A 22303-nucleotide genomic window follows, 5' to 3' on the forward strand; every position below is an offset into this window, starting at 1 on the left:
ATTTATCGCGTCTCAGTTCTAAAAAGAGACGCGATAAATCGCGTCTGTACAATTATATGTTTCCTATTCTAATCACATCTGCAAAAATTCCAGAGGCTGTAACCGCAGCACCAGCACCAGCACCTTTTATCAATAAAGGTTGATCTACATAACGATCAGTATAGAATAAAACGATATTATCTTTTCCTTCCAGATTGTAAAACGGATGGTCTTTTGGAATGAATTGCAAACCAACACTTGCTTTTCCATTTTCAAATTGAGCTACATATTTCAAGCGGGAATCTCTGTTTAAAGCTTCTTTGTAAATGGCTTCAAAATGGGCTGCATGTTTTTGTAACGATTCAAAGAACGCTTCGTTTGTTGTTGTTGCAAGGCACTCAGCAGGCATGAAAGATTCATTACCGATGGCATCAATTTCCATTTTGTATCCGCTCTCACGAATCAAAATAAGGATCTTTCTGGCAACGTCAATTCCACTTAAATCAATCTTTGGATCTGGTTCTGTAAATCCTTGTATTCCAGCTTCTTTAACTACTTCATGAAAAGTATTGTTTTCATCAAAATTGTTAAAGATAAAGTTTAAACTTCCTGACAAAACGGCTTGAATTTTATGAACTTTATCACCAGAAGCGATTAGGTTTTTTACCGTATCAATGATTGGTAATCCAGCTCCAACATTAGTTTCAAAAAGGAAAGGCGCATTGAATTGACGCGATAGACTTTTTAGATTTTTGTAATTATCATAGGCAGATGAACAGGCAATTTTATTACAAGTTACTACGGCAACATTTTGTTTTAAATACTGCTCGTAGGTTTTTGATACTTCTTCATTGGCAGTGATATCCACAAAAATACTGTTGCGTAAATTGAGTGCTTTTATGTTAGCAATAAATTGTTCCTTGTTGGCCACTTCACCATTTTCCAAATGTAATTGCCATTCTTTTAGTGGAATTCCATCTTCGTCAAAATACATTTTTCGGGAATTCGAAACGGCAATAACTCTCAAGTTTATTTTTAAATTTTCTTTTAGGAATTTCTTTTGTTGCTGAATTTGTTCGATGAATTTTACACCCACATTTCCAACCCCCATTACAAACAAGTTTAACTGTTTGGTGTTTTCTTCAAAGAAGTTTTCGTGTAAAGTATTCAGCGCTTTTTTGACGTCTCTTTCATTGATAACCACCGAGATGTTTCTTTCGGAAGCGCCTTGGGCAATCGCACGAATGTTGACATTGTTTTTTCCTAAAGTGCTAAACATTCTACCGCTTAAACCTTGATGGTTTTTCATGTTTTCACCCACCAAAGCAATAATGCATAGATTTTGTTCTACAATACAAGGATCAATTTTGTTTTGAGCAATCTCCAATTGAAACGCTCTATTGATGGCAATCTCGGCAGTTTCGGCATCCGAATTTAAAATTCCAATACAAATAGAATGCTCCGATGAAGCTTGGGTAATAAAAATCACATTGATACCCTCATTCGATAATACCTCGAATAATCTCTTAGACGAACCTGCAACTCCAATCATTCCGGAACCTTCTAGAGTAATTAAAGTGATATTGTCGATATGGCTAATTCCTTTTACAGGGTTAGCATGCGGTGCAGGATTGTTAGAAATCAAAGTTCCCTCTGCTGTAGGCTTGAAAGTATTCTTGATAAAAATCGGAATGTTTTTTCTTAAAACAGGCTGAATTGTTGGCGGATACAATACTTTGGCACCAAAATGCGACAGCTCCATTGCTTCTTGATAGGATATTGTGGCAATTGGTTGTGCTTGTTTTACAATTTTTGGATTGGCAGTAAACATTCCACTTACATCAGTCCATATTTCTAAATCGGTTGCATTTAAAGCTCCAGCGATAATTGCGGCAGTATAATCCGATCCGCCACGACCTAAAGTAGTGTTGATTCCGTCAAGAGAGGAAGCTATAAATCCAGGCATTACAACAACTTGCGCAGTATTCGATGCGAAAAAATCAACAATCAGTTGGTTTGAAACCTCAAAGTTAACGGCTGCTTTTCCAAAATGATTGTTGGTTTTTATCAACTCACGGCTGTCTTTGTAACTGCTGTTTTTTAATTTTTGTTTTAAGGCCTCGGCAATGATATAAGAAGACAATAATTCTCCAAAACTTAGAATGGTATCTGATGTTCTTGGGGATAATTCTCCCAGGAGGAAACAACCGTCAAGTAATGTTTCCAAGTGATTGATGATTCTTTTGATATGACTTAACAAACCACTTTGTTCGCTTACCGGAATCAGTTGCTTGAGTGCTTCCAGGTGTTTTTTCTCAATTTCGGCAACAATGTCTTTGAAACTTTCATCATTGGAAGCAGCTTTTGAAGCTGCCAATTGCAATAAATCGGTTACTTTGCTTAAAGCGGAAACGACTACAACAAGATTTTCTTCCTGTGCTTTATGGAGAACTATATCTAATACTAATTTTATATTTTCTGCATTGGCTACCGAAGTTCCGCCAAATTTTAATATTTTCATATGCTAATATTTATTGTTTTTTATTGGTCTCCCGATAGCTATCGGGAGGAATTCACATAGCATCATTGGTTTTTACGACCAAATTTGAGTTATGCTCATTTCACGTGAAGGTTGTATTTGTATTATGTAAATTAGGATCGCTAATTTTTCATTGCTAAATCAAGCGATTTTGTTTTATTTTGAAATGCAACTATTTTCTATGCACCCAAGACTTTCTTTCTTTAAGAAAAAAGTACAAAAACTGGTCTATATGTAAAATGTATACCCCTAAGGGGTAGTTGTAGTAAAGGTAATAGATGTAGTGGTAACAGCAAGCGAAACCCAATTTTGAGTTGTTATCGAAGGATGATATGTGCTGTTAAATTTCTTCATTTTGATTTTTCAAAAGTACAGTTTTTTATGAAAAAACAAAGCTTTAGAGTTTCTTTTTGCGAATACTTCAATAATTAAATTCAATAGCGGTTCAAATTCGATATTGCGCAATTTATTCTATTGATTATTGAGATTATTCTTTTTTATTCTCTTTCTCAAAGAGATGCACTACTGTTGTTTTCCTTTGTTTATGTTGCGATAGAAGTAAAATTTGCTAATAATTTATATTTCAATGTATGGGTTTCGTATTAGAAATTGGAGATGCAAGAAAATAGAATTGCTATAATTATTCAATTGTAGCAATTTCTTTCGTGCTTGGTATAATTTAACATGTAACTTCAGACTGTACTCTTCTTTTTTTAAGTATTTTTGCCGAAATAATTATAAAATATTAAAAATGAAAAAAATTATTACCCTTTTATGTGTTTCTTTTTTTACACTTGTGTCTTGTAGTAGTGAAGACGAATCAGTGAAAGTACCACCAGCGACTGCTACTCAAGCCGTGTTAGATGGAGCTACTGTAAAAGTAACTTGGCCTGCAGTTGTGGGTTCTGGTATTACTTATAATATTTACAGAAATGATGATCCTGTAAAAATTAATGCTGAACCGCTTACTGAGGCGACATATACAGATGTTCTAAAAGCGGTTGGTTCATACACTTATACCATTACTGTGAATTTAGCGGGTATAGAAAGCGAAAAAGGGATAACTTCTGAAAAAGTTGTGTTCGCACTACCTAAGACTCCTATTGCTCAAGCAGTGCTGAATGGACCTACTGTAGCAGTAACTTGGCCAGCAGTTGCAGGTACAGGTATTACATACAATGTTTATAAAAATGATAACCCAGTAAAAATTAATACGGCTCCACTTACGGAAGCTAAATTTACTGATGTTCTAACAGCTACAGGATCTTATACGTATACTATTACAGTAAATTTATCTGGTTTGGAGAGTCCAAAAGGTTTAGCTTCTGGAAAAGTGGTGTTGGATCTTCCTAAAACTGAAACTTTTGAAGATTATAGTTATAGTACAATTGATGGGGTTACAACTACAACAATATATAAAAGCGTGTCAGTTTCAACTTATGATTCAGCAAATATTACTAAATTGGCTAGTGCTTCTTTGACAAGTTCTAATTCTGGGAATACAACTGTGTCTAAACGTAAAGTAGTTTATACTTATACAGGGAATTTAATAACAAAAACTGAATCTCTAGATGTTGCAGGAGTTGTTAAGAATTCAACTGTATATACATATAATGATAAAAACAAAATGACTTCTAGTACCTATACAAATAGTAAAGGGAATGTTTCCAAGTCTGTTTATGTTTATAATACTGATGGTACAGTGTCTAGTACTGACTATATTACATCTGTATCTGGAGTAGTAACACCTTCTGGGAATACTAGTGTTTATACTTTTTTAAACGGAAACTTAGTTAAAGATGTAAACTCATATACAAGTACTAATTATAACTCTACAGAAACTAGTACTTTTGTTTTTGATACAAAAAATAATCCAAGTAAATATGTATTAGGTTTATCTAATATTTTTGGAACGGCAGCAAATGTTAATAATATTATTAGTAGTATCTCTACTGACTCTTCTTCAAGTACTTATTCTGAGAGAAGTGAGTTTACTTATGATGCAAACGGAAATGTCTTGACAGAAAAAACTTTTAGTAAAGAAGGTAACGCACCAGAAAAACTATCTCGTACAACTACTTATACTTACTAATAAAAAAAGTAATGTTGTGGGCTGCGTATTGTGGCTCTAAATGTTTACATAATAAGGCAAAAGCAATCCAAATCGGGTTGCTTTTGTTGTTTTGGTCTATATTTTTTGTTTTATAGTTCTGTTTATTTGATTTAAATATTAAATAATCGTCAAAAAACATTGCTTTTTAATATTGATTTGTAGAATTTTGAACTCTTAAAACCAAACAAAATGGAGAATACACATTATATAAGTACAGATTTGCTTTCTTTTGAAGCATTGCAAGAGATCATATCCCATAATAAATCAATTTCACTATCTGATGAAGCTAAAACAAATATTCAAAAATGTAGAGAATACTTGGATGCCAAGATGGCTTCCCATTCAGAACCTATTTATGGTATCAATACTGGTTTTGGTTCCCTTTGTAATGTAAAAATTTCAAATGAAAACCTATCAAAACTTCAAGAAAACCTTGTAAAATCACACTCTTGTGGTACAGGGGAAGAAGTACCAAACGACATTGTAAAATTAATGTTGTTACTTAAAATTCAATCTTTGAGTTACGGTCACTCTGGAATTCAATTGCAAACGGTAGAACGTTTAGTTGATTTTTATAATAATGATGTTCTACCTGTAATCTATACGCAAGGATCACTAGGAGCATCTGGAGATTTAGCTCCTTTAGCGCATTTGTCATTGCCTTTGTTAGGAGAGGGAGAAGTTTGGTTTGAAGGCAAGAAAGTACATTCGAGTGAAGTTTTAAAACATTTCGGTTGGGAACCTATCGTTTTAAAATCAAAAGAAGGATTGGCTTTATTAAACGGAACCCAATTTATGAGTGCTTATGGTGCACATATTTTGATGAAAGCGAATAAGTTTTCTTATTTAGCCGATTTAATAGGAACAATTTCTTTGGAAGGTTTTGACGGTAGAATCGAACCTTTTAATGAGTTGATTCATTATATTCGTCCTCATAACGGTCAAATTGCTACTGCAAAACGAGTGAAAGATTTTCTGGAAGGCAGCGAAATTATTGAGCAAGCTAAAGTGCATGTTCAAGATCCATATTCTTTCCGTTGTATTCCACAAGTGCACGGAGCCTCAAAAGATGCGTTTGATTACGTAAAAAAAGTATTCAAAACCGAAATTAACTCGGTAACCGATAATCCTAATATATTTGTAGAAAGCGATCAGATTATTTCTGGTGGGAACTTTCATGGACAACCTTTGGCATTGGCATTAGACTTTATGGCTATTGCTTTGGCAGAATTAGGAAGTATATCCGAACGCAGAACCTATCAATTGATTTCAGGATTGCGTAATCTTCCAGCTTTTTTGGTTGATAATCCAGGATTGAATTCAGGATTTATGATTCCGCAATATACTGCAGCAAGCATTGCAAGTCAAAATAAACAGTTGGCTACTCCTGCGAGTATTGATAGTATTGTTTCAAGCAATGGTCAGGAAGATCATGTGAGCATGGGAGCCAACGGTGCTACCAAATGTTTGCGTGTGATGGACAATCTGGAACGTATTTTGGCAATCGAATTGATGAATGCTTCACAAGCTATCGAATACAGAAGACCTTTACAGTCAAGTGATTTTATCGAAATGTTTTTAAAATCTTACAGAGAAGAAGTTCCTTTGGTTAAAGAAGATAGAATTTTACATTACGACATTGAGAAAACAGTTTCTTTTCTAAACAGTTTTCAAATCGAAGACGATTTGTTAACAATAGCTTAACATTGACTTAAAATAATGAAGTAATTTTGCAGCACTAAAACATATACAAATGTCATTAAATAGTATTTTTCAATTTTTAGTCCCAAAAGACAAAAAATTCTTTCCTCTTTTTGAAGAAGCATCTAGCAATTTAATCGAATTAGCTTCAAATTTGCACGAAGCTGTAAATCTTCCTTTGAAAGAAAGAGAAGTTCTTTTTCTGAAAATTGATGAATTAGAACAAAAAGGAGAAGATATTACACGTCAAACCAATTTGGAATTGAGTAGAAATTTCATCACTCCATTTGATAGAGAGGATATTTATTCTTTAATTACTTCAATAGATAACGTTGCTGATTACCTTCATGGGGCAGCCAGTAGAATGCGTTTGTATCAAGTAGATAAAATTACAAAATCGATCCGTAAGATGACAGAAATCAATCTAGAGGCCTGTCAGCATATTGATGCTGCTGTAAAAGAGTTGAAAAACTTGAAAAATATGAAAACCATCACCAATGCTTGTGCTAAAATCAACAAGCTGGAAAATAAATCAGACATGGTTTATAACAAAGCCGTTTTTGAAATTTTCGAAAATGAAACCGATGCCAAAAATATCATTAAATACAAAGAAGTTTTGTCAGTTTTAGAATCAGCAACGGATAAATGTAAGAGTGTTGCCAGTGTTTTGGAATCTATTACAGTAAAACATTCTTAATTTAATTCTACTCATTCTGAAGTTATAGATATGACGCTACTAATAATTATTATAGTACTAGCATTAATTTTTGATTACATCAATGGTTTCCATGATGCAGCCAATGCTATTGCTACTGTTGTTGCCACAAAGGTTCTTTCGCCTTTTCAAGCTGTTGTTTGGGCTGCTTTTTTTAACTTTTTAGCCTATTGGGTTTTTGGTTTAGGTGTAGCAAATACTGTTGCAAAAACGGCACAAACAAGTGAGATTAACTTAGTTGTTATTCTTGCTGGAGTGATTGCAGCAATTATTTGGAATTTAATCACATGGTGGCAAGGAATTCCTTCTAGTTCTTCGCATACTTTAATTGGAGGATTTGCGGGAGCTGCTTTGGCACATGCCTTTGCAGTTCATGGATTTGCAGATTATACTGTAGATGGAGCAACGCACCATTGGTATAATATTGTTAGTTGGTACAAAGCAAGTAAAGATGGTGGAATGCCTTCTGGAGTACTTATTATCATCGCTTTTATCGTATTAGCCCCATTATTAGGAGCGTTAATTTCCTACTTGATTTCGATTTGGCTTTTAAATGCTTCTAGAAAGAGTATCTATCCTAAGATTTTTACTTTAGTCTTAATGGCTTTGACTATTTGGTTTGTACAAGGTCAAATGGTGTATTACGCCGATATTGAAAAACCGCGTTTCGGTTCTCATTTTTGGAGTGTAGTTTTTGAATCGCATAACATAAAATGGTTTTTAGTTGCTTTTATTATACTTACAGTAAGTTTGTTTTGCTTGATTTTTAGCAGTTTAAATCTTCATCAAGCAACTGCTTGGTTAAAAAAAATGCAATTACTTTCTTCTGCTGCTTTTAGTTTAGGACACGGTGGTAACGATTCACAAAAAGTAATGGGTATTATTGCAGCGGCAGTTGCGGTTTATATTCATACCAGTGGTGTAGCAATTGAAAGTCTTCCGGATTGGTTACAAGTAATTCTTCCTGATGACGATAAAGGTATAAAAGGAGCAATGCCAAGTTGGATACCACTAGCTTGTTATACTGCAATTGCAGTAGGTACACTAAGTGGTGGTTGGAAAATTGTAAAAACAATGGGTTCCAAAATTACTAAAGTTACCTCTTTTGAAGGTGTTGCAGCCGAAACTGCTGGAGCATTGACATTATATATTACTGAGCATTTCAAAGTGCCCGTGAGTACTACACATACTATTACAGGATCTATTATCGGAGTTGGTTTAACGAAGCGTGTATCTGCGGTTCGTTGGGGAGTAACGGTAAGTTTAATTTGGGCTTGGGTGTTAACTATTCCAATTTCAGCTTTATTGGCTGCTTTGTGTTACCTTATTCTTAGTCTGTTCTTGTAATTTTTACCTAAAAAAAATACAAAAAAAACCATTCGGAAACGAATGGTTTTTTTATGCTTTAAAAACAAATAGAGTGTAAATTCAATTGATTTTTTTTTGGAGCAGAGCATTTCTTAATGAAGAACATCAGTCCCGCTGTACACAGTATCTTTTGTGCCTCCCGATAGCTATCGGGACCGGCACAAAAGGATACTTGCTTCCATCGGGGCTAAACAAGTAAATTTAGTGCTATCATGAACTTTAAAAAAAAACTAATAATGAAAAGGAGTTATTAAAAAAGTGTAGCTATTCATCCTATTGATGATTTTGAATTGCCTGTAATTTTAGTCAAAAGGAAAGTATTAGATATTAAAATGGCTTTATCCAAAAAGGATGCGATTTTGGCTAAAGCCATTTTAACTTCATTCCTTCAGGTAAAGTTGGAAGCAATTTAATACTTCGAAAAATAGACTTTTTAAATTAGAATTGACTGAATAGAGTAGGGGAAATAATAACCAAAACTTAATTGAATCAAGAATTCCCTTGAATTAAATTTTTATGGTTTTTTCTGCGTTTATAATGCGTTTGTTTTAAATTTTTGTCCCCAGTGATAATGCTAATATTTCCGTCAATTTCAAGCATGGCTAGTTTTACATCTGCAAAATGTTCAATTCCATGTTCGCGCATGGCTTCTTTTAATTCATCGTTGGTAATACTTAATTTACTCAATGCATTGAAGTCTAAATTCCCATTATGGATAAGAATTTCAGGTTTTTCGAGCATAAAATCGCCAAAGGTTTTATACTTAAACATTAATTTTTTCAATATAAAATTAATCGCAAAAAGTACCGTTGCAGCTGCTAAACCTCCCCAAAGTGTAGTGTTATTTCCAACCATGGCATTTTGCACGGAGTTGCTGATTAGCAAAATCAAAATGACGTCGGCAGTATTCAGTTGGGATAATTCTTTCTTCCCAAATACACGTAAAGCAATAACCATAAATAAATATACAGCTGCACTTCGGATAACGATGTCTAGGTATGGATTCATTTTATTTAGTGTTCAGTTTTCAGTCTCAGTTTTCAGTTACATAGCAGACTGTAAACTGCGACTGCGACTGAGCACTGATTACTTTAATCTACTTAATTTTAAAGTTCTTCTCAATAGCCTTAATCATTTCCCCAGCAATATCTTTATTAGTAGCTCCTTCAATTCCTTCAAGACCAGGTGAAGAGTTGACTTCAAGCAATAAAGGCCCTTTTGCGGAGCGAATAATATCTACACCAGCTACTTTTAGATCCATTGCTTTTGCGGCCTTTATAGCGATCTTTTTTTCTTCGGATGTAACTTTTATTATTGATGCTGTTCCTCCTAGATGAATGTTGGCTCTAAATTCGCCTGGCATCGCTTCTCTTTGAATTGCTGCAACCACTTTTCCGTCAATTACAAAACAACGAATGTCTTTTCCATTGGCTTCTTTGATGAATTCTTGAACTAGTATATTAGCATTTAAGCTCTTAAAAGCATTGATAACACTCTCTGCAGCTTTTTTTGTTTCGGCTAAAACAACTCCTTTTCCCTGTGTGCCTTCCAGTAATTTTACGATTAGGGGAGATCCACCAACCATTTTTATCAAATTATCGGTATCCAATGGCGAATTGGCAAAACCAGTTGTTGGAATGTCAACACCGTGATTCAGTAATAATTGCAAAGAGAATAATTTATCTCTTGATTGCGTGATAGCAGTCGATGAGTTTAAACAAAATACTTTTAAAGCTTCAAATTGCCTAGTTAAAGCGCATCCGTAAAAGGTAATACTCGGACGGATTCTGGGAATGATGGCGTCAAATTGATTTAATATTTTTCCGCCACGATAGTGAATTTCGGGAGTTTTTGCATCCAGTTTCATATAGCATTCCTTGATGTTTAGGAAATGCATTTCATGTCCTCGCATTTCTCCGGCTTCCATGATTCTTTTGTTGCTGTACAATTCAGGGTTACTGGCCAAAAGCCCTATTCTTAGACCTGAGCTGGCTTTTTCTGAGTTTACGTATAATGCTGCGAGACTTTCTGTAGTTGGTTGTCCTAAAAGATATTTTTGTTCTGGATCAACAAGAATCCTTCCGCTCATGGCTTCTCGTCCCAAAAGCATTCTAAAACCCATTGAATCTCTATTGGTCAATGTCATTTCGATAGGCCATTTAGTATCGCCTATAGCAAGATTGGTCTGAATTACATAGCGATGTTCTCTAAAACCACTGGAGCTTTTTACAATACGTTTATCCACTAAGGGAGCCTCACAATGAATAACTGTTTTTATATTATTCTGAATAGGGTTGATGTCAAATTTTACCCAATTAGTTTCGTTTTTTATAAATGGAGCAATATTGATGGCGTGCAAAGCCGATGTTTTGGCGCCAGAATCAACACGAGCTTTGATGGTTGGGATTCCCAATTCAGGAAAAGAACACCATTCTTCGCTACCCAGTATAACTTTATTTTGTAACATATATTAATTTTATTTTGGTCTATTTTTGAATTATCAAATGTAAATATTTGTTTTTTAAAACAAAGAAAATTCTCTATAAAGTACAAACCCGTTATGTTATTAAAACGTAACGGGTTTGTTATAAAACAAATTATTGTGTATCTATTCAGGTTACAGTTTTTAGTCGCAGTTTTCAGAGTTGTCCGTAAATAATATAATTCGCTTTCTTAATAATATTTGTAAAAAAAGGAGTTTGTTTAAGAGCTATTTTAACAATGAATACCCTTTTTGGTCTGAATACTGAATACTGTGACTGTAAACTAGCTGAATAGTTATATTATTTTAATTTATGGATTTGTAGGCTCTCCCGCTTTATGAATATTAACCGTTAGTTCTTGTGAACCTTCTTCGATATCCATGAAAATTTCATCGCCAGTAGTGATTTTTGAAGTGATGATCTCTTCAGCAAGAGTGTCTTCTACGTATTTTTGAATGGCTCTTTTTAGAGGCCTCGCACCAAATTGTTTGTCAAATCCTTTGTCGGCAATAAACGCTTTGGCTTTGTCAGACAAGGTTAATTGATAGCCTAATTCCTTGATACGATCGTATAATTTTTTCAATTCAATTTCTATAATCAAATTGATGTCTTCTTTCTCTAAAGTGTTAAAGACAATTACATCGTCAATTCTATTCAAGAACTCAGGTGCAAATGTTTTTTTCAAAGCGTTTTCAATAATACTTTTCGAATTGTCATCAGCTTGGGCTATTTTGGCAGCAGTTCCAAATCCAACTCCTTGTCCGAAATCTTTCAACTGACGCGCTCCAACATTAGAGGTCATAATGATAATCGTGTTCTTGAAATCAATTTTGCGTCCTAAACTATCGGTTAAATAGCCATCATCAAGGACTTGAAGCATCATATTAAAAACATCAGGATGTGCTTTCTCGATTTCATCAAGCAATACTACACAATATGGTTTTCTACGTACTTTTTCAGTTAATTGCCCACCTTCTTCGTATCCTACGTATCCTGGAGGTGCTCCAACTAATCTCGAAATCGCAAATTTTTCCATGTATTCACTCATGTCAATTCGAACTAAAGCATCCTCAGAATCAAATAATTCTTTGGCAAGAACTTTGGCCAATTGCGTTTTACCAACTCCAGTTTGTCCAAGGAAAATAAAAGAACCAATAGGTCGGTTTGGATCTTTCAATCCTGCTCGATTTCTTTGGATAGAACGGGCAATTTTTAAAACAGCCTCATTTTGTCCAATTACTTTATTTTGAATAAGTTCTGGTAATTTTGCCAGTTTGTTGCTTTCTGTTTGTGCAATACGATTTACAGGAATTCCAGTCATCATAGAAACTACATCGGCAACATTGTCTTCGGTTACTAATATTCTGTTGTTTTTAGAATCTTCTTCCCATTGTTCTTGAGCTATTGCAAGATCTTTTTCTATCTTTTTTTCATCATCACGAAGTTTAGCTGCCTCTTCATATTTTTGTTTTTTAACAACCAAATTTTTCAATTCACGCACTTCTTCCAATTGACGTTCCAAGTCCAAAATTTGTTTAGGAACATCAATATTGGTAATGTGCACGCGAGAACCCGCTTCGTCTAAAGCATCAATCGCTTTGTCCGGTAAAAAACGCTCGGACATATAACGATTGGTTAGTTTGACACAGGCTTCGATAGCTTCAGGAGTGTACGTTACGTTATGGTGATCTTCGTATTTGTCTTTTATGTTATTCAAAATAGTAATCGTTTCCTCTACTGAAGTTGGTTCAACAATTACTTTTTGGAAACGTCTTTCTAGTGCTCCGTCTTTCTCAATATATTGACGGTATTCGTCTAATGTTGTGGCTCCAATACATTGAATTTCGCCTCTTGACAAAGCAGGTTTAAACATATTTGAGGCATCAAGCGAACCTGTAGCTCCACCAGCACCAACTATAGTGTGAATTTCATCAATAAAAAGAATGATATCATCATTTTTTTCAAGCTCATTCATTACCGCTTTCATGCGTTCTTCAAACTGACCGCGGTATTTGGTGCCAGCAACTAAGCTAGCTAAATCAAGTGTAACTACTCGTTTGTTGAATAAAATACGAGATACTTTTTTCTGAATGATTCGTAAAGCGAGTCCTTCGGCAATAGCAGATTTACCAACACCTGGCTCTCCTATTAATAAAGGGTTGTTCTTTTTACGACGACTCAAAATTTGAGATACACGTTCAATTTCTTTTTCACGTCCAACAACAGGGTCTAATTTGCCCTCTTCCGCCATCTCTGTTAAATCTCTTCCAAAATTATCAAGAACTGGAGTTTTAGATTTTTTATTTGATTTATTGGCAGGGTTGTTGAAATTACCTTCTTTAAGACTGTCATCTTGTCCTGAATCATCATTGTATGATTCATTTCTTGGCAAGTTTTCTAAAAATTCTTCTTCGTTTGGAGTCATATTGATGTATTGTTCTTTAGCTATATCGTAATCGATTTTAAGTTTATTCAATAGCTTGGTTGTAGGATCGTTTTCGTTTCTTAAGATACACAGTAACAAATGTGCTGTACTTATAGAAGAACTTTGAAATACTTTAGCTTCAAGAAAAGTGGTTTTCAAGGCGCGTTCTGCTTGACGAGTAAGGTGCAGATTTTTCTTTTCTACACTTATTTCATGGCTGGGACTGGCAGGACTAAGGATTTCGACCTTTCTCCGCAGATGATCTAGATCTACAGAAAGGTTATTCAGAATATGGATTGCTTTTCCATTCCCGTCTCTTAAAATACCAAGCATCAAATGTTCGGTACCTATAAAGTCATGTCCTAAACGCAATGCCTCTTCTTTACTGTAGGTAATCACGTCTTTTACTCTTGGTGAAAAATTATCATCCATAATTTCTATATATTGGTATTGTAAATTTAGTGAATTAGTTTTTGAAAAACAAAAACCATACCTTTAATAACTGTTTTTGCTAATTGACAAAAAAAGGATGAAAATAAAGTTAAAGAAGACTTAAATTTATTAACTAAAAGCCAACATTAATTTGTTAATAAATCAAATAAATTTACATCGTATTATGGTCTAAATTTTATCGAGAAAGGTTATATTAGCGGGATTTTTTAAAACAAAATAATTTTAATCTAAGAATATATTATGTCTGAAGGAGAAAAGTTAATTCCTATTAACATTGAAGATGAAATGAAAACTGCCTATATCGATTATTCGATGTCGGTAATTGTATCCAGAGCACTTCCAGATGTTAGAGATGGCTTGAAACCAGTACATCGAAGAGTACTTTATGGAATGCATGATTTGGGAGTTAACTCAAGATCTGCTCACAAAAAGTCCGCAAGAATTGTCGGAGAAGTTCTTGGAAAGTACCACCCCCATGGAGATACCTCTGTTTATGATGCCATGGTTCGTATGGCACAAGAATGGAGTATGCGTTATTTATTGATTGACGGTCAGGGTAACTTTGGTTCTGTAGATGGCGATAGTCCTGCAGCGATGCGTTATACGGAGGCAAGAATGCGTAAGATTTCGGAAGAAATTTTGGCGGATATAGATAAAGAAACCGTTGATTTTAAATTAAATTTTGATGATACTTTAGAGGAGCCTACAGTTATGCCAACTCGTGTTCCTACCTTATTAATAAATGGGGCAACAGGAATTGCAGTGGGTATGGCAACTAATATGCCTCCACACAATTTAACCGAAGTAATCAACGGTACGTTGGCTTACATGGATAATAATGAGATTGAAATTGACGAGTTGATGACGCATATCAAAGCCCCAGATTTTCCTACTGGTGGTATAATATTTGGTTATGAAGGGGTTCGTGAAGCTTTCAAAACCGGTAGAGGTAGAGTAGTAATGCGTGCCAAAGTTGGTTTTGAAGAAGTGGATGGTCGTGAGTGTATCATTGTTACAGAAATCCCTTATCAAGTCAATAAGGCAGATATGATCAAACGTACTGCCGACTTAGTGAATGAAAAGAAAATCGATGGTATCGCTAATATCCGAGATGAATCGGATAGAAACGGGATGCGTATCGTTTATATATTAAAACGTGATGCTACGCCAAACGTGGTTCTGAATACGCTTTATAAGTTTACACAATTGCAATCTTCTTTCTCTGTAAACAATATTGCAATTGTAAAAGGTCGTCCGCAAATGCTGAATCTAAAAGATCTGATTCATTATTTTGTGGAACACCGTCATGATGTAGTGACTCGCAGAACGCAATTTGAATTGAAAAAAGCAGAAGCAAGAGCGCATATTCTAGAAGGTTTGATTATCGCTTCTGATAATATTGACGAAGTAATCGCTTTAATCAAAGCTTCAAAAAGCACGGAAGAAGCTAGAGAAAAATTAATCGAAAGATTCAATTTGTCGGATATTCAATCTCGTGCCATTGTAGAAATGCGTTTGCGTCAATTAACAGGTCTGGAACAAGACAAGTTGAGAGCGGAATATGAAGAGATCATGAAGTTAATTGAGCATTTAAAAGCTTTATTAGCGGATGTTAATTTGAGAATTGCTTTGATAAAAGAAGAATTAGCAGAGATTCGCGATAAATATGGGGATGCACGTCGTTCTCAAATTGAATATTCTGGAGGAGACGTAAGTATCGAAGATTTGATTGCCGATGAAAATGTGGTAATTACTATTTCGCATGCAGGATACATTAAACGTACTAACCTAACGGAATATAAAACACAAAATAGAGGAGGAGTTGGGCAAAAAAGTGCTGGTACCAGAGATCAAGATTTCTTAGAGCACATGTTTGTAGCAACCAATCATCAATACATGATGTTCTTTACCCAAAAAGGTAAATGTTTCTGGATGCGTGTTTATGAAATACCAGAAGGAAGCAAAACCGCCAAAGGTAGAGCGATTCAAAATTTAGTGAATATTGAAAGTGATGATAAAGTGAAAGCTTTTATCTGTACTCAAGATTTAAAAGATAAGGATTATATCAATAGTCATAATCTAATTATGGTGACCAAAAAAGGGCAGGTTAAGAAAACTTCTTTAGAGAAATATTCTAAGCCTAGAGTAAATGGTGTTGCTGCAATTACAATTAAGGAAGGTGATGAATTATTGGAAGCTAAATTGACAAATGGTGAAAGCCAAATTATTTTAGCTGTTAAATCAGGTAAATTAGTTCGTTTTGAAGAAACAAAAACACGTCCGATGGGAAGAACTGCTTCTGGAGTTCGCGGAATTACCCTTAAAGATGATACTGATGAAGTAATTGGAATGGTAACTGTTGATAAAAATGATATAAACGATTCGCAAATTTTAGTTGTAACTGAAAATGGATATGGTAAACGTACCAAATTAGTTGACGAAGATGGTGAAGATGTTTATAGAATTACAAATCGAGGGGGTAAAGGTGTTAAAACTTTGAATATTACCGATAAAACAGGTAAATTAATTTCTATAAATGCCGTGACTGATGCAGATGATTTGATGATTATAAATAAATCTGGATTAACAATTAGAATGGCTATTGAAGATTTACGTGTAATGGGACGTGCTACTCAAGGTGTTAAATTGATTAACCTGAAAGGAAAAGATTCTATTGCTGCTGTTACAAAAGTGATGAAAGATGACGAGAAAGAGGTGGTACTTGATGAGGATGGAAACGAAATTGAGGTTGAAATCGAAAGAGTAAAACCTGTTTTAGAGGTTCTTGAAGATGAAGCTGTAGCTGATGAAGATGAGGACGAAGAAGCCGAAGCCGAAGCCGAAGCCGAAGAAGAAGAGGAGTCTGATGAAGACGATTCTGATGATGAGGCATAAAACCTCTCTTAACCCCTCCGAGCGAGGGGTAAATAATAGAATAATAAATATAAAAATAGATTAATATGAAAAGTAGGTATGTAATAATAGCGTCAGCATTATTTTTATCAGTAGCAAGTTTTGCTCAAAAAAACGAAATAAAAGCCGCTGAAAAAGCGATTAAATCAGGAAAGTCAGATGAAGCAATAACCATTTTAACAGGAGTAGAACATATGGTTGTTAACGCTCCTGATGCGGATAAAGCACAATATTATTTTGTTAAAGGAAATGCGTATTTAGATTTAGCTAATAAAAATGTAGATGCAGATAAGAATTTAAGTCTTGCTGCAAAAGCGTATCAAGAATTAATGGAGGTTGAAAAAGTTTCTGAAAAAAATAAGTATTCTGTTCAAGCAACAGCTTCAATTACTGAAATAAAAGGGAAATTGATCAATGCTGCAATTGCTGATACTAAAGTTGATAAAAATGCCGAAGGTGCAAAAAAATTGTACGAGGCGTATTTGTTAGAGAAAAAGGATACTATTAATCTGTATTACGCGGCATCTACTTATGTAAGTGCTAAAGATTATGATAGTGCACTTAAACTATATGAAGAGTTAAAGATTTTAAATTATTCTGGAAAGGCTAATTATTTTTACGCTGTTAATAAAGTGAATAATCAAGAAGATTTTTTCAATACGGCAGCAGATAGAGATCGGTTAGTAAAAATGGGAACTCATGAAAAGCCAAGAAATGAAGCTGTTCCTTCAAAAAGAGGAGAGATATATAAAAATATAGCTTTAATTTATGTGCAGCAAGGAAAAGCAGATGAAGCTAAAAAAGCGGTTTCTGATGCAAGAAAAGCAAATCCAGAGGATACTTCATTGATCTTGACAGAAGCAAATTTGTATCTTGAGGCGAAAGATATGGAAACCTATAAGAAGTTAATTGCTGAAGCATTAGAGAAAAATCCAAATGATGTAGATTTAATTTTTAATTTGGGTGTTGTAAATGCGGGAGCTAAGAATAATGCCGAAGCAGAAAAGTTTTATAACAGAGTTATAGAATTAGATCCTAAATACATCAATGCTTATATTAATATGGCTGCATTGAAATTGGAGAACGAAAAAGTTATCATTGATGCAATGAATAAATTAGGCACTTCTGCTGATGATATGAAGCGTTACAATGCATTAAAGAAGAAAAGAGAAGATTTGTTTAAGAGTACTATCCCTTATCTTGAAAAAGCAGTAGTGTTAGATCCTAAAAATGTAGATGTTTCTAAAACGTTATTGAATGTTTATAGCGCATTAGAAATGACTGCCGAATATAAAGCTTTGAAAGCAAAGATGTAGTTAGTTTTTAACTATTATTTCAAAAATCCTGCTCGGAATTATTCTGAGCAGGATTTTTTTTGCTTACCTTTTTGAGAATAATAACTGAGTTTTGTATGCTGAAAAACGTAGTCTTTTCTTAATTAAAAAAAATACGTTATGTTTATTTTAATTTTTTTTGAATTTTATTTGTCTAATCAAAATTTAGTTCTATTTTAGACAAAAAAATGTTTGATTAATGAAATATTAATTGAATAAAAAAAACGATGTAATTTAAAAGTTGTTAAAATTGTAACTATTGTTGAATTCATTGCTTTTTTTTAGAAATGTAATTTTTAAACCAACAAATATCCAATTTATGAAAAAAAAGTACTTTATTGTTGCAGCGGCTCTGCTGTTTTAAAGAGCAATTCTCTTGAATCTAATAAAATCAGTAGCATTAAGATGGTAATCTTTTGATCTCTGAAATTGTACATGATTTTGTATATCCTAATTTTTAAATCCTAATTAATTTTTAGCGCTTGCTGTTTAAACGTAGTTTTTTTAAGCGGTATTTAAAAACGAACCCCAAAATCTTATTTTAATCATTAAACCTAACCAAATGAAAAGAAAATTTGTAATGCTATCAATAGTATTATTGATAAATGTTGGAGTGTATGCTCAAAAAGATCAAATTAAAGGTGCTCAAATAGAGTATCAAAATGGTAGATACCAAGATGCTTATGGTATTTTAAAATCTTCGGAATATCTTATTTTTAATTCTACGGATGAAGATAAATCTGAGTTTTATTTTTTGAAAGGGAATGTTTTAAAAGCAATGGCTGCTAAAAATATTGATTTTGTAAATAATTTGGCTGCGGCAGCTGCTGCGTATCAAGAATTAATAAAAGCTGAAAATGAATCCGGTAAATTTAAATATACCTTGCAGGCTAATATAGCTCTTAGAGAAATGAAATCTACTTTGACTAATGCTGCTGTTGGAGATTTTAAAGCAGGTAAGTTTAATGAAAGTGCAGAGAAAAGCTACAATGTGTATTTACTAGACAAAAAGGATACTGTAAACTTATATAATGCGGCTTCGACTTCAATATCAATTAAAAATTACGACAATGCGGTAAAATACTACGAAGAATTGATTCGGATAAATTATTCAGGTAAAGGAACTGTTTTTTATGCCGTTAATAAAAATACGAAAGCTGAAGAGTCTTTTGTTTCGGCTAGTGTCAGAGCTTTGAGTGTTAATGTGGGAACTCATGAAAAGCCAAGAAATGAAGTTTCTGCTTCAAAGAAATTAGAGATAAATAAGAATCTGGCATTCATATATTTAGAAAAGAATGACGCTGTAAAAACTGAAATGCGTTATAATAAGGTTTTAGAGTTAGATCCTAATTGTATTGACGCTTATATTAACATAGCGTATGTGAAACTGGGTTCTAAAAAAGATTTAGTGGACCAGATGAATAGTCTGGGGAATTCTCCGAAAGAAATGGAGCTTTATGATCAATTGAAGATTAAAAAAGACGAAATAGTTCGTAGTGCAATTCCTTATCTTAAAAAAGCGCTATTGATAGAACCTAAAAATCAAGATGTAGCTAAATCTCTTTTGGGTGTTTATAGAGCGTTAGACATGACGGCAGAGTATGATGAGCTAAAAGCTAGAATTTAACTGGTTTTTTTCTAAAAAAAAGGGGGTAAAATTTAATTTTGCCCCCCTTTTTTAAATTATTTTTTTTATTACTCGAAGTTTATGTGTATGTTTATTTGAATCAGAATTATAAATACCTAAATGGTCTAATCGGTCAATTCTTACTTTACCGCTAGCGTGAATAATATAATTGTTTTCCATAATTATACCTACGTGAATGATGCTGCCTTCTTCATTGTCAAAAAATGCTAAATCGCCGGGTTCACTTTCTTCAATAAAACTTAAAGATTCCCCTTGTGTTGCCTGCTGAGAGGCGTCTCGTAATAATTTATAGCCATTGAGTTTGTAAACCATTTGAGTAAATCCAGAACAATCAATGCCAAATGGTGTTTTTCCTCCCCAAAGATAAGGAGCGTTTAAATACATAAAAGCCGAGTTTAATAAAAGATTTTTCGGTTTAATACCGCTTGTTTTGGTGCCTTCAAAATCAAAATTGGCAGTGTTTATTTCGCTATAGTTCAAAAACGATAATGATGATCCGAGCGGAATAGGGATTAATAAATTTGAAGGGGCTGTAATGTATTCTATTAAATCAGCATTTAGAATTATTGCATCTGTTGATAGTTGTTTGAAATTAGATTCCGTAATTTCTTGAAACTGTTTAGTGTCAATCCAACCTTCATAGTCGTCATATTGCATTTTAATGCGGGACCACTGTTTTAATTGCTCTAAAATTTCAAAATGTTCTCCAAATAAAATTTGAGAAACAATTTCACTTTTATCACTGGCTTCAGCTCGAAGGGGTATTATGGCTAAATTACAAATTCCAAACATTTACATTGTTTTAAATTATAAATAAAAGGTCTTCAATTATTTGGATAGTAACCTTAGACCTTTTATTTGTTGTTTTAATTATATTCTTTCGATAACAATTGCTGATGCTCCACCGCCACCATTGCAAATTGCTGCTGCGCCTATTTTACCGTTATTTTGTTCTAAAACATTTAATAAAGTAACAATGATTCGTGCTCCTGAACAACCTAATGGGTGTCCTAAAGATACAGCACCTCCATTTACATTGATTTTGGCATTGTCTAATCCAAGAATTTTTGCATTGGCTAAACCAACTACAGAAAAAGCTTCGTTGAATTCGAAATAATCAACATTGTCAATTGATAATCCAGCTTTTTCTAAAGCTTTCGGGATTGCTTTTGCAGGGCTTGTTGTGAACCATTTTGGTTCTTGAGCAGCATCGGCATATCCTTTTATGTAAGCTAGAGGTTTTAATCCTAAAGAAATTGCTTTTTCTTCGCTCATTAATACAATCGCTGCGGCTCCATCATTAATGGTAGAAGCATTAGCGGCAGTTACAGTTCCGTCTTTTGTGAAAACAGCATTTAAAGATGGAATTCGGTCTAATGAAACATTTGTGTATTCTTCGTCTTTTGAAATAATAATAGGATCTCCCTTTCTTTGAGGAACAGGTACAGGAACTATTTCATTGTCAAATTTACCAGTGTTCCAAGCTTTGGCAGAACGCTCATACGATTGAATTGCGAAGTTATCTTGGTCTTCTCTGGTAAAGTTGTATTCAGTGGCGCATAAGTCAGCACAAACTCCCATAGCATTATTGTCATAGGCATCTGTAAGGCCGTCTTTTTGTAAACCATCGACCATAGTACTCGGGCCAAATTTTGTCCCGTTTCTTAAATGCATGTAGTGTGGAATCAAACTCATGTTTTCCATACCACCTGCAATTACAATTTCGGCGTCGCCGCATTGTATGGCTTGTGCGCCTAACATCACTGATTTCATGCCCGAAGCACAAACTTTGTTGATGGTTGTGCAGGCAACAGAATTAGAAAGACCAGCGTAAATTGCAGCTTGGCGTGCGGGAGCTTGACCTACGCCAGCTTGAACCACATTTCCCATAAATACTTCGTCGACTAAATTTGGATCTAAATTTATTTTATCTAAAGCGCCTTTTATAGCGATTGCTCCTAGTCTTGGAGCAGTAATGCTAGATAATCCCCCCATAAAACTGCCGATAGGTGTTCTAACTGCAGAAACGATAACAACTCTTTTGTTCATGTTTACTATATGTTGATTTGTGTAGCAAATTTAAACTTTATTTAAATGATTTCAAATTATGATGCACGATTATGTTTTAGGATATTTGTTTGATTTTTATTCTTAGCTATATATTTGATAGTGAAGTGATTTTGTGAAAAGACGAAAAATTATTGAAAAAAAACTTCAAAATACTTGTGAGAACTCTAAAGATGTCTTAAATTTGCAACCGCAAAACAGGACACGTTTCCTAAGAGTTTTGGAGAGGTGCCAGAGTGGTAATGGAGCAGTTTGCTAAACTGTCATCGAGTGATCGGTGCCAGGGTTCGAGTCCCTGTCTCTCCGCATATTTCTTTTATGTTAAGAATTCTAGCAAGATTCAAATGCCGAAAGGTGTTTTCATAAAGTGAATAAGTAAGATTGAATTTTCGGGGTGTAGCGTAGCTCGGTTATCGCGCCTGCTTTGGGAGCAGGAGGCCGCAGGTTCGAATCCTGCCACCCCGACAATATTATTCAAGAGCAATGGAGGCATAGCTCAGCTGGATAGAGCACCTGCCTTCTAAGCAGGCGGTCGAAGGTTCGAATCCTTCTGCCTTCACAAGAC

The 22303-nt window shown here is 34.3% G+C and carries 13 protein-coding genes and 3 tRNA genes; 10 read left to right on the forward strand and 6 right to left on the reverse strand.

What is annotated here, in order from left to right; translation table 11 throughout:
• Positions 1-52: 52 nt before the first annotated feature.
• Positions 53-2500: a bifunctional aspartate kinase/homoserine dehydrogenase I gene (thrA, locus tag FNW52_RS11820; RefSeq protein ID WP_143377683.1), complete on the reverse strand. Its 2448-nt coding sequence runs from the start codon at positions 2498-2500 to the stop codon at positions 53-55.
• Positions 2501-3269: 769 nt separating this feature from the next.
• Between thrA and FNW52_RS11825 the strand changes: the two genes are divergently transcribed.
• From FNW52_RS11825 to FNW52_RS11840, 4 genes are all read left to right on the forward strand, one after another.
• Positions 3270-4610: a hypothetical protein gene (locus tag FNW52_RS11825; RefSeq protein WP_143377684.1), complete on the forward strand. Its 1341-nt coding sequence runs from the start codon at positions 3270-3272 to the stop codon at positions 4608-4610.
• A gap of 210 nt (positions 4611-4820) precedes the next feature.
• Complete coding sequence (hutH, locus tag FNW52_RS11830) at positions 4821-6335, forward strand: histidine ammonia-lyase (RefSeq protein WP_143377685.1); 1515 nt, start codon at positions 4821-4823, stop codon at positions 6333-6335.
• A 49-nt stretch (positions 6336-6384) separates the two neighbouring features.
• Positions 6385-7029, forward strand: coding sequence for a DUF47 domain-containing protein (locus tag FNW52_RS11835; RefSeq protein WP_143377686.1), 645 nt, complete (start codon positions 6385-6387; stop codon positions 7027-7029).
• Between the two features lie 30 nt (positions 7030-7059).
• Entirely contained in the window at positions 7060-8394 is a 1335-nt protein-coding gene (locus FNW52_RS11840) for an inorganic phosphate transporter (RefSeq protein WP_143377687.1), read from the forward strand.
• A gap of 510 nt (positions 8395-8904) precedes the next feature.
• Here FNW52_RS11840 and FNW52_RS11845 read toward each other — a convergent pair.
• The 3 genes from FNW52_RS11845 to FNW52_RS11855 form a co-directional block, all read right to left on the reverse strand.
• Positions 8905-9423, reverse strand: a complete 519-nt coding sequence (locus tag FNW52_RS11845; protein ID WP_143377688.1) for a DUF421 domain-containing protein — start codon at positions 9421-9423, stop codon at positions 8905-8907.
• 88 nt (positions 9424-9511) lie between these two features.
• Entirely contained in the window at positions 9512-10882 is a 1371-nt protein-coding gene (gene rimK / locus FNW52_RS11850) for a 30S ribosomal protein S6--L-glutamate ligase (protein ID WP_143377689.1), read from the reverse strand.
• Between the two features lie 326 nt (positions 10883-11208).
• Complete coding sequence (locus FNW52_RS11855; RefSeq protein ID WP_143377690.1) at positions 11209-13755, reverse strand: ATP-dependent Clp protease ATP-binding subunit; 2547 nt, start codon at positions 13753-13755, stop codon at positions 11209-11211.
• 261 nt (positions 13756-14016) lie between these two features.
• Between FNW52_RS11855 and gyrA the strand changes: the two genes are divergently transcribed.
• The 3 genes from gyrA (at position 14017) to FNW52_RS11870 (ending at position 19650) form a co-directional block, all read left to right on the forward strand.
• Complete coding sequence (gyrA, locus tag FNW52_RS11860) at positions 14017-16671, forward strand: DNA gyrase subunit A (protein ID WP_143377691.1); 2655 nt, start codon at positions 14017-14019, stop codon at positions 16669-16671.
• A gap of 65 nt (positions 16672-16736) precedes the next feature.
• Positions 16737-18005: a tetratricopeptide repeat protein gene (locus tag FNW52_RS11865; RefSeq protein WP_143377692.1), complete on the forward strand. Its 1269-nt coding sequence runs from the start codon at positions 16737-16739 to the stop codon at positions 18003-18005.
• Between the two features lie 580 nt (positions 18006-18585).
• Positions 18586-19650: a tetratricopeptide repeat protein gene (locus tag FNW52_RS11870; RefSeq protein ID WP_143377693.1), complete on the forward strand. Its 1065-nt coding sequence runs from the start codon at positions 18586-18588 to the stop codon at positions 19648-19650.
• Positions 19651-19701: 51 nt separating this feature from the next.
• On the opposite strand, the gene FNW52_RS11875 is transcribed toward FNW52_RS11870, so the two are convergent.
• Positions 19702-20463 carry a C40 family peptidase gene (locus FNW52_RS11875; RefSeq protein WP_143377694.1) on the reverse strand — a complete coding sequence of 254 codons (762 nt, stop codon included), beginning with the start codon at positions 20461-20463 and terminating at the stop codon, positions 19702-19704.
• 78 nt (positions 20464-20541) lie between these two features.
• A complete protein-coding gene (locus FNW52_RS11880) occupies positions 20542-21720 on the reverse strand; it encodes an acetyl-CoA C-acyltransferase (RefSeq protein ID WP_143377695.1) in 1179 nt (392 codons plus the stop codon).
• Between the two features lie 240 nt (positions 21721-21960).
• On the opposite strand from FNW52_RS11880, the gene FNW52_RS11885 reads away from it, so the two are divergent.
• From FNW52_RS11885 to FNW52_RS11895, 3 genes are all read left to right on the forward strand, one after another.
• Positions 21961-22044, forward strand: a tRNA-Ser gene (locus FNW52_RS11885).
• Positions 22045-22128: 84 nt separating this feature from the next.
• A tRNA-Pro gene (locus FNW52_RS11890) sits at positions 22129-22203 on the forward strand.
• Positions 22204-22223: 20 nt separating this feature from the next.
• Positions 22224-22297: transfer RNA gene (locus tag FNW52_RS11895), tRNA-Arg, on the forward strand.
• The last annotated feature ends 6 nt before the right edge of the window (positions 22298-22303 follow it).

Origin of the sequence: Flavobacterium sp. ZT3R18, from assembly GCF_007097385.1 — a bacterium.
Lineage (GTDB): Bacteria > Bacteroidota > Bacteroidia > Flavobacteriales > Flavobacteriaceae > Flavobacterium.

Bases quoted from the DNA above. Each gene is read 5' to 3' on its own strand.
- thrA (WP_143377683.1), bottom strand. From the start codon at position 2,500: ATGAAAATATTAAAATTTGGCGGAACTTCGGTAGCCAATGCAGAAAAT.
- FNW52_RS11825 (WP_143377684.1), top strand. From the start codon at position 3,270: ATGAAAAAAATTATTACCCTTTTATGTGTTTCTTTTTTTACACTTGTG.
- hutH (WP_143377685.1), top strand. From the start codon at position 4,821: ATGGAGAATACACATTATATAAGTACAGATTTGCTTTCTTTTGAAGCA.
- FNW52_RS11835 (WP_143377686.1), top strand. From the start codon at position 6,385: ATGTCATTAAATAGTATTTTTCAATTTTTAGTCCCAAAAGACAAAAAA.
- FNW52_RS11840 (WP_143377687.1), top strand. From the start codon at position 7,060: ATGACGCTACTAATAATTATTATAGTACTAGCATTAATTTTTGATTAC.
- FNW52_RS11845 (WP_143377688.1), bottom strand. From the start codon at position 9,423: ATGAATCCATACCTAGACATCGTTATCCGAAGTGCAGCTGTATATTTA.
- rimK (WP_143377689.1), bottom strand. From the start codon at position 10,882: ATGTTACAAAATAAAGTTATACTGGGTAGCGAAGAATGGTGTTCTTTT.
- FNW52_RS11855 (WP_143377690.1), bottom strand. From the start codon at position 13,755: ATGGATGATAATTTTTCACCAAGAGTAAAAGACGTGATTACCTACAGT.
- gyrA (WP_143377691.1), top strand. From the start codon at position 14,017: ATGTCTGAAGGAGAAAAGTTAATTCCTATTAACATTGAAGATGAAATG.
- FNW52_RS11865 (WP_143377692.1), top strand. From the start codon at position 16,737: ATGAAAAGTAGGTATGTAATAATAGCGTCAGCATTATTTTTATCAGTA.
- FNW52_RS11870 (WP_143377693.1), top strand. From the start codon at position 18,586: ATGAAAAGAAAATTTGTAATGCTATCAATAGTATTATTGATAAATGTT.
- FNW52_RS11875 (WP_143377694.1), bottom strand. From the start codon at position 20,463: ATGTTTGGAATTTGTAATTTAGCCATAATACCCCTTCGAGCTGAAGCC.
- FNW52_RS11880 (WP_143377695.1), bottom strand. From the start codon at position 21,720: ATGAACAAAAGAGTTGTTATCGTTTCTGCAGTTAGAACACCTATCGGC.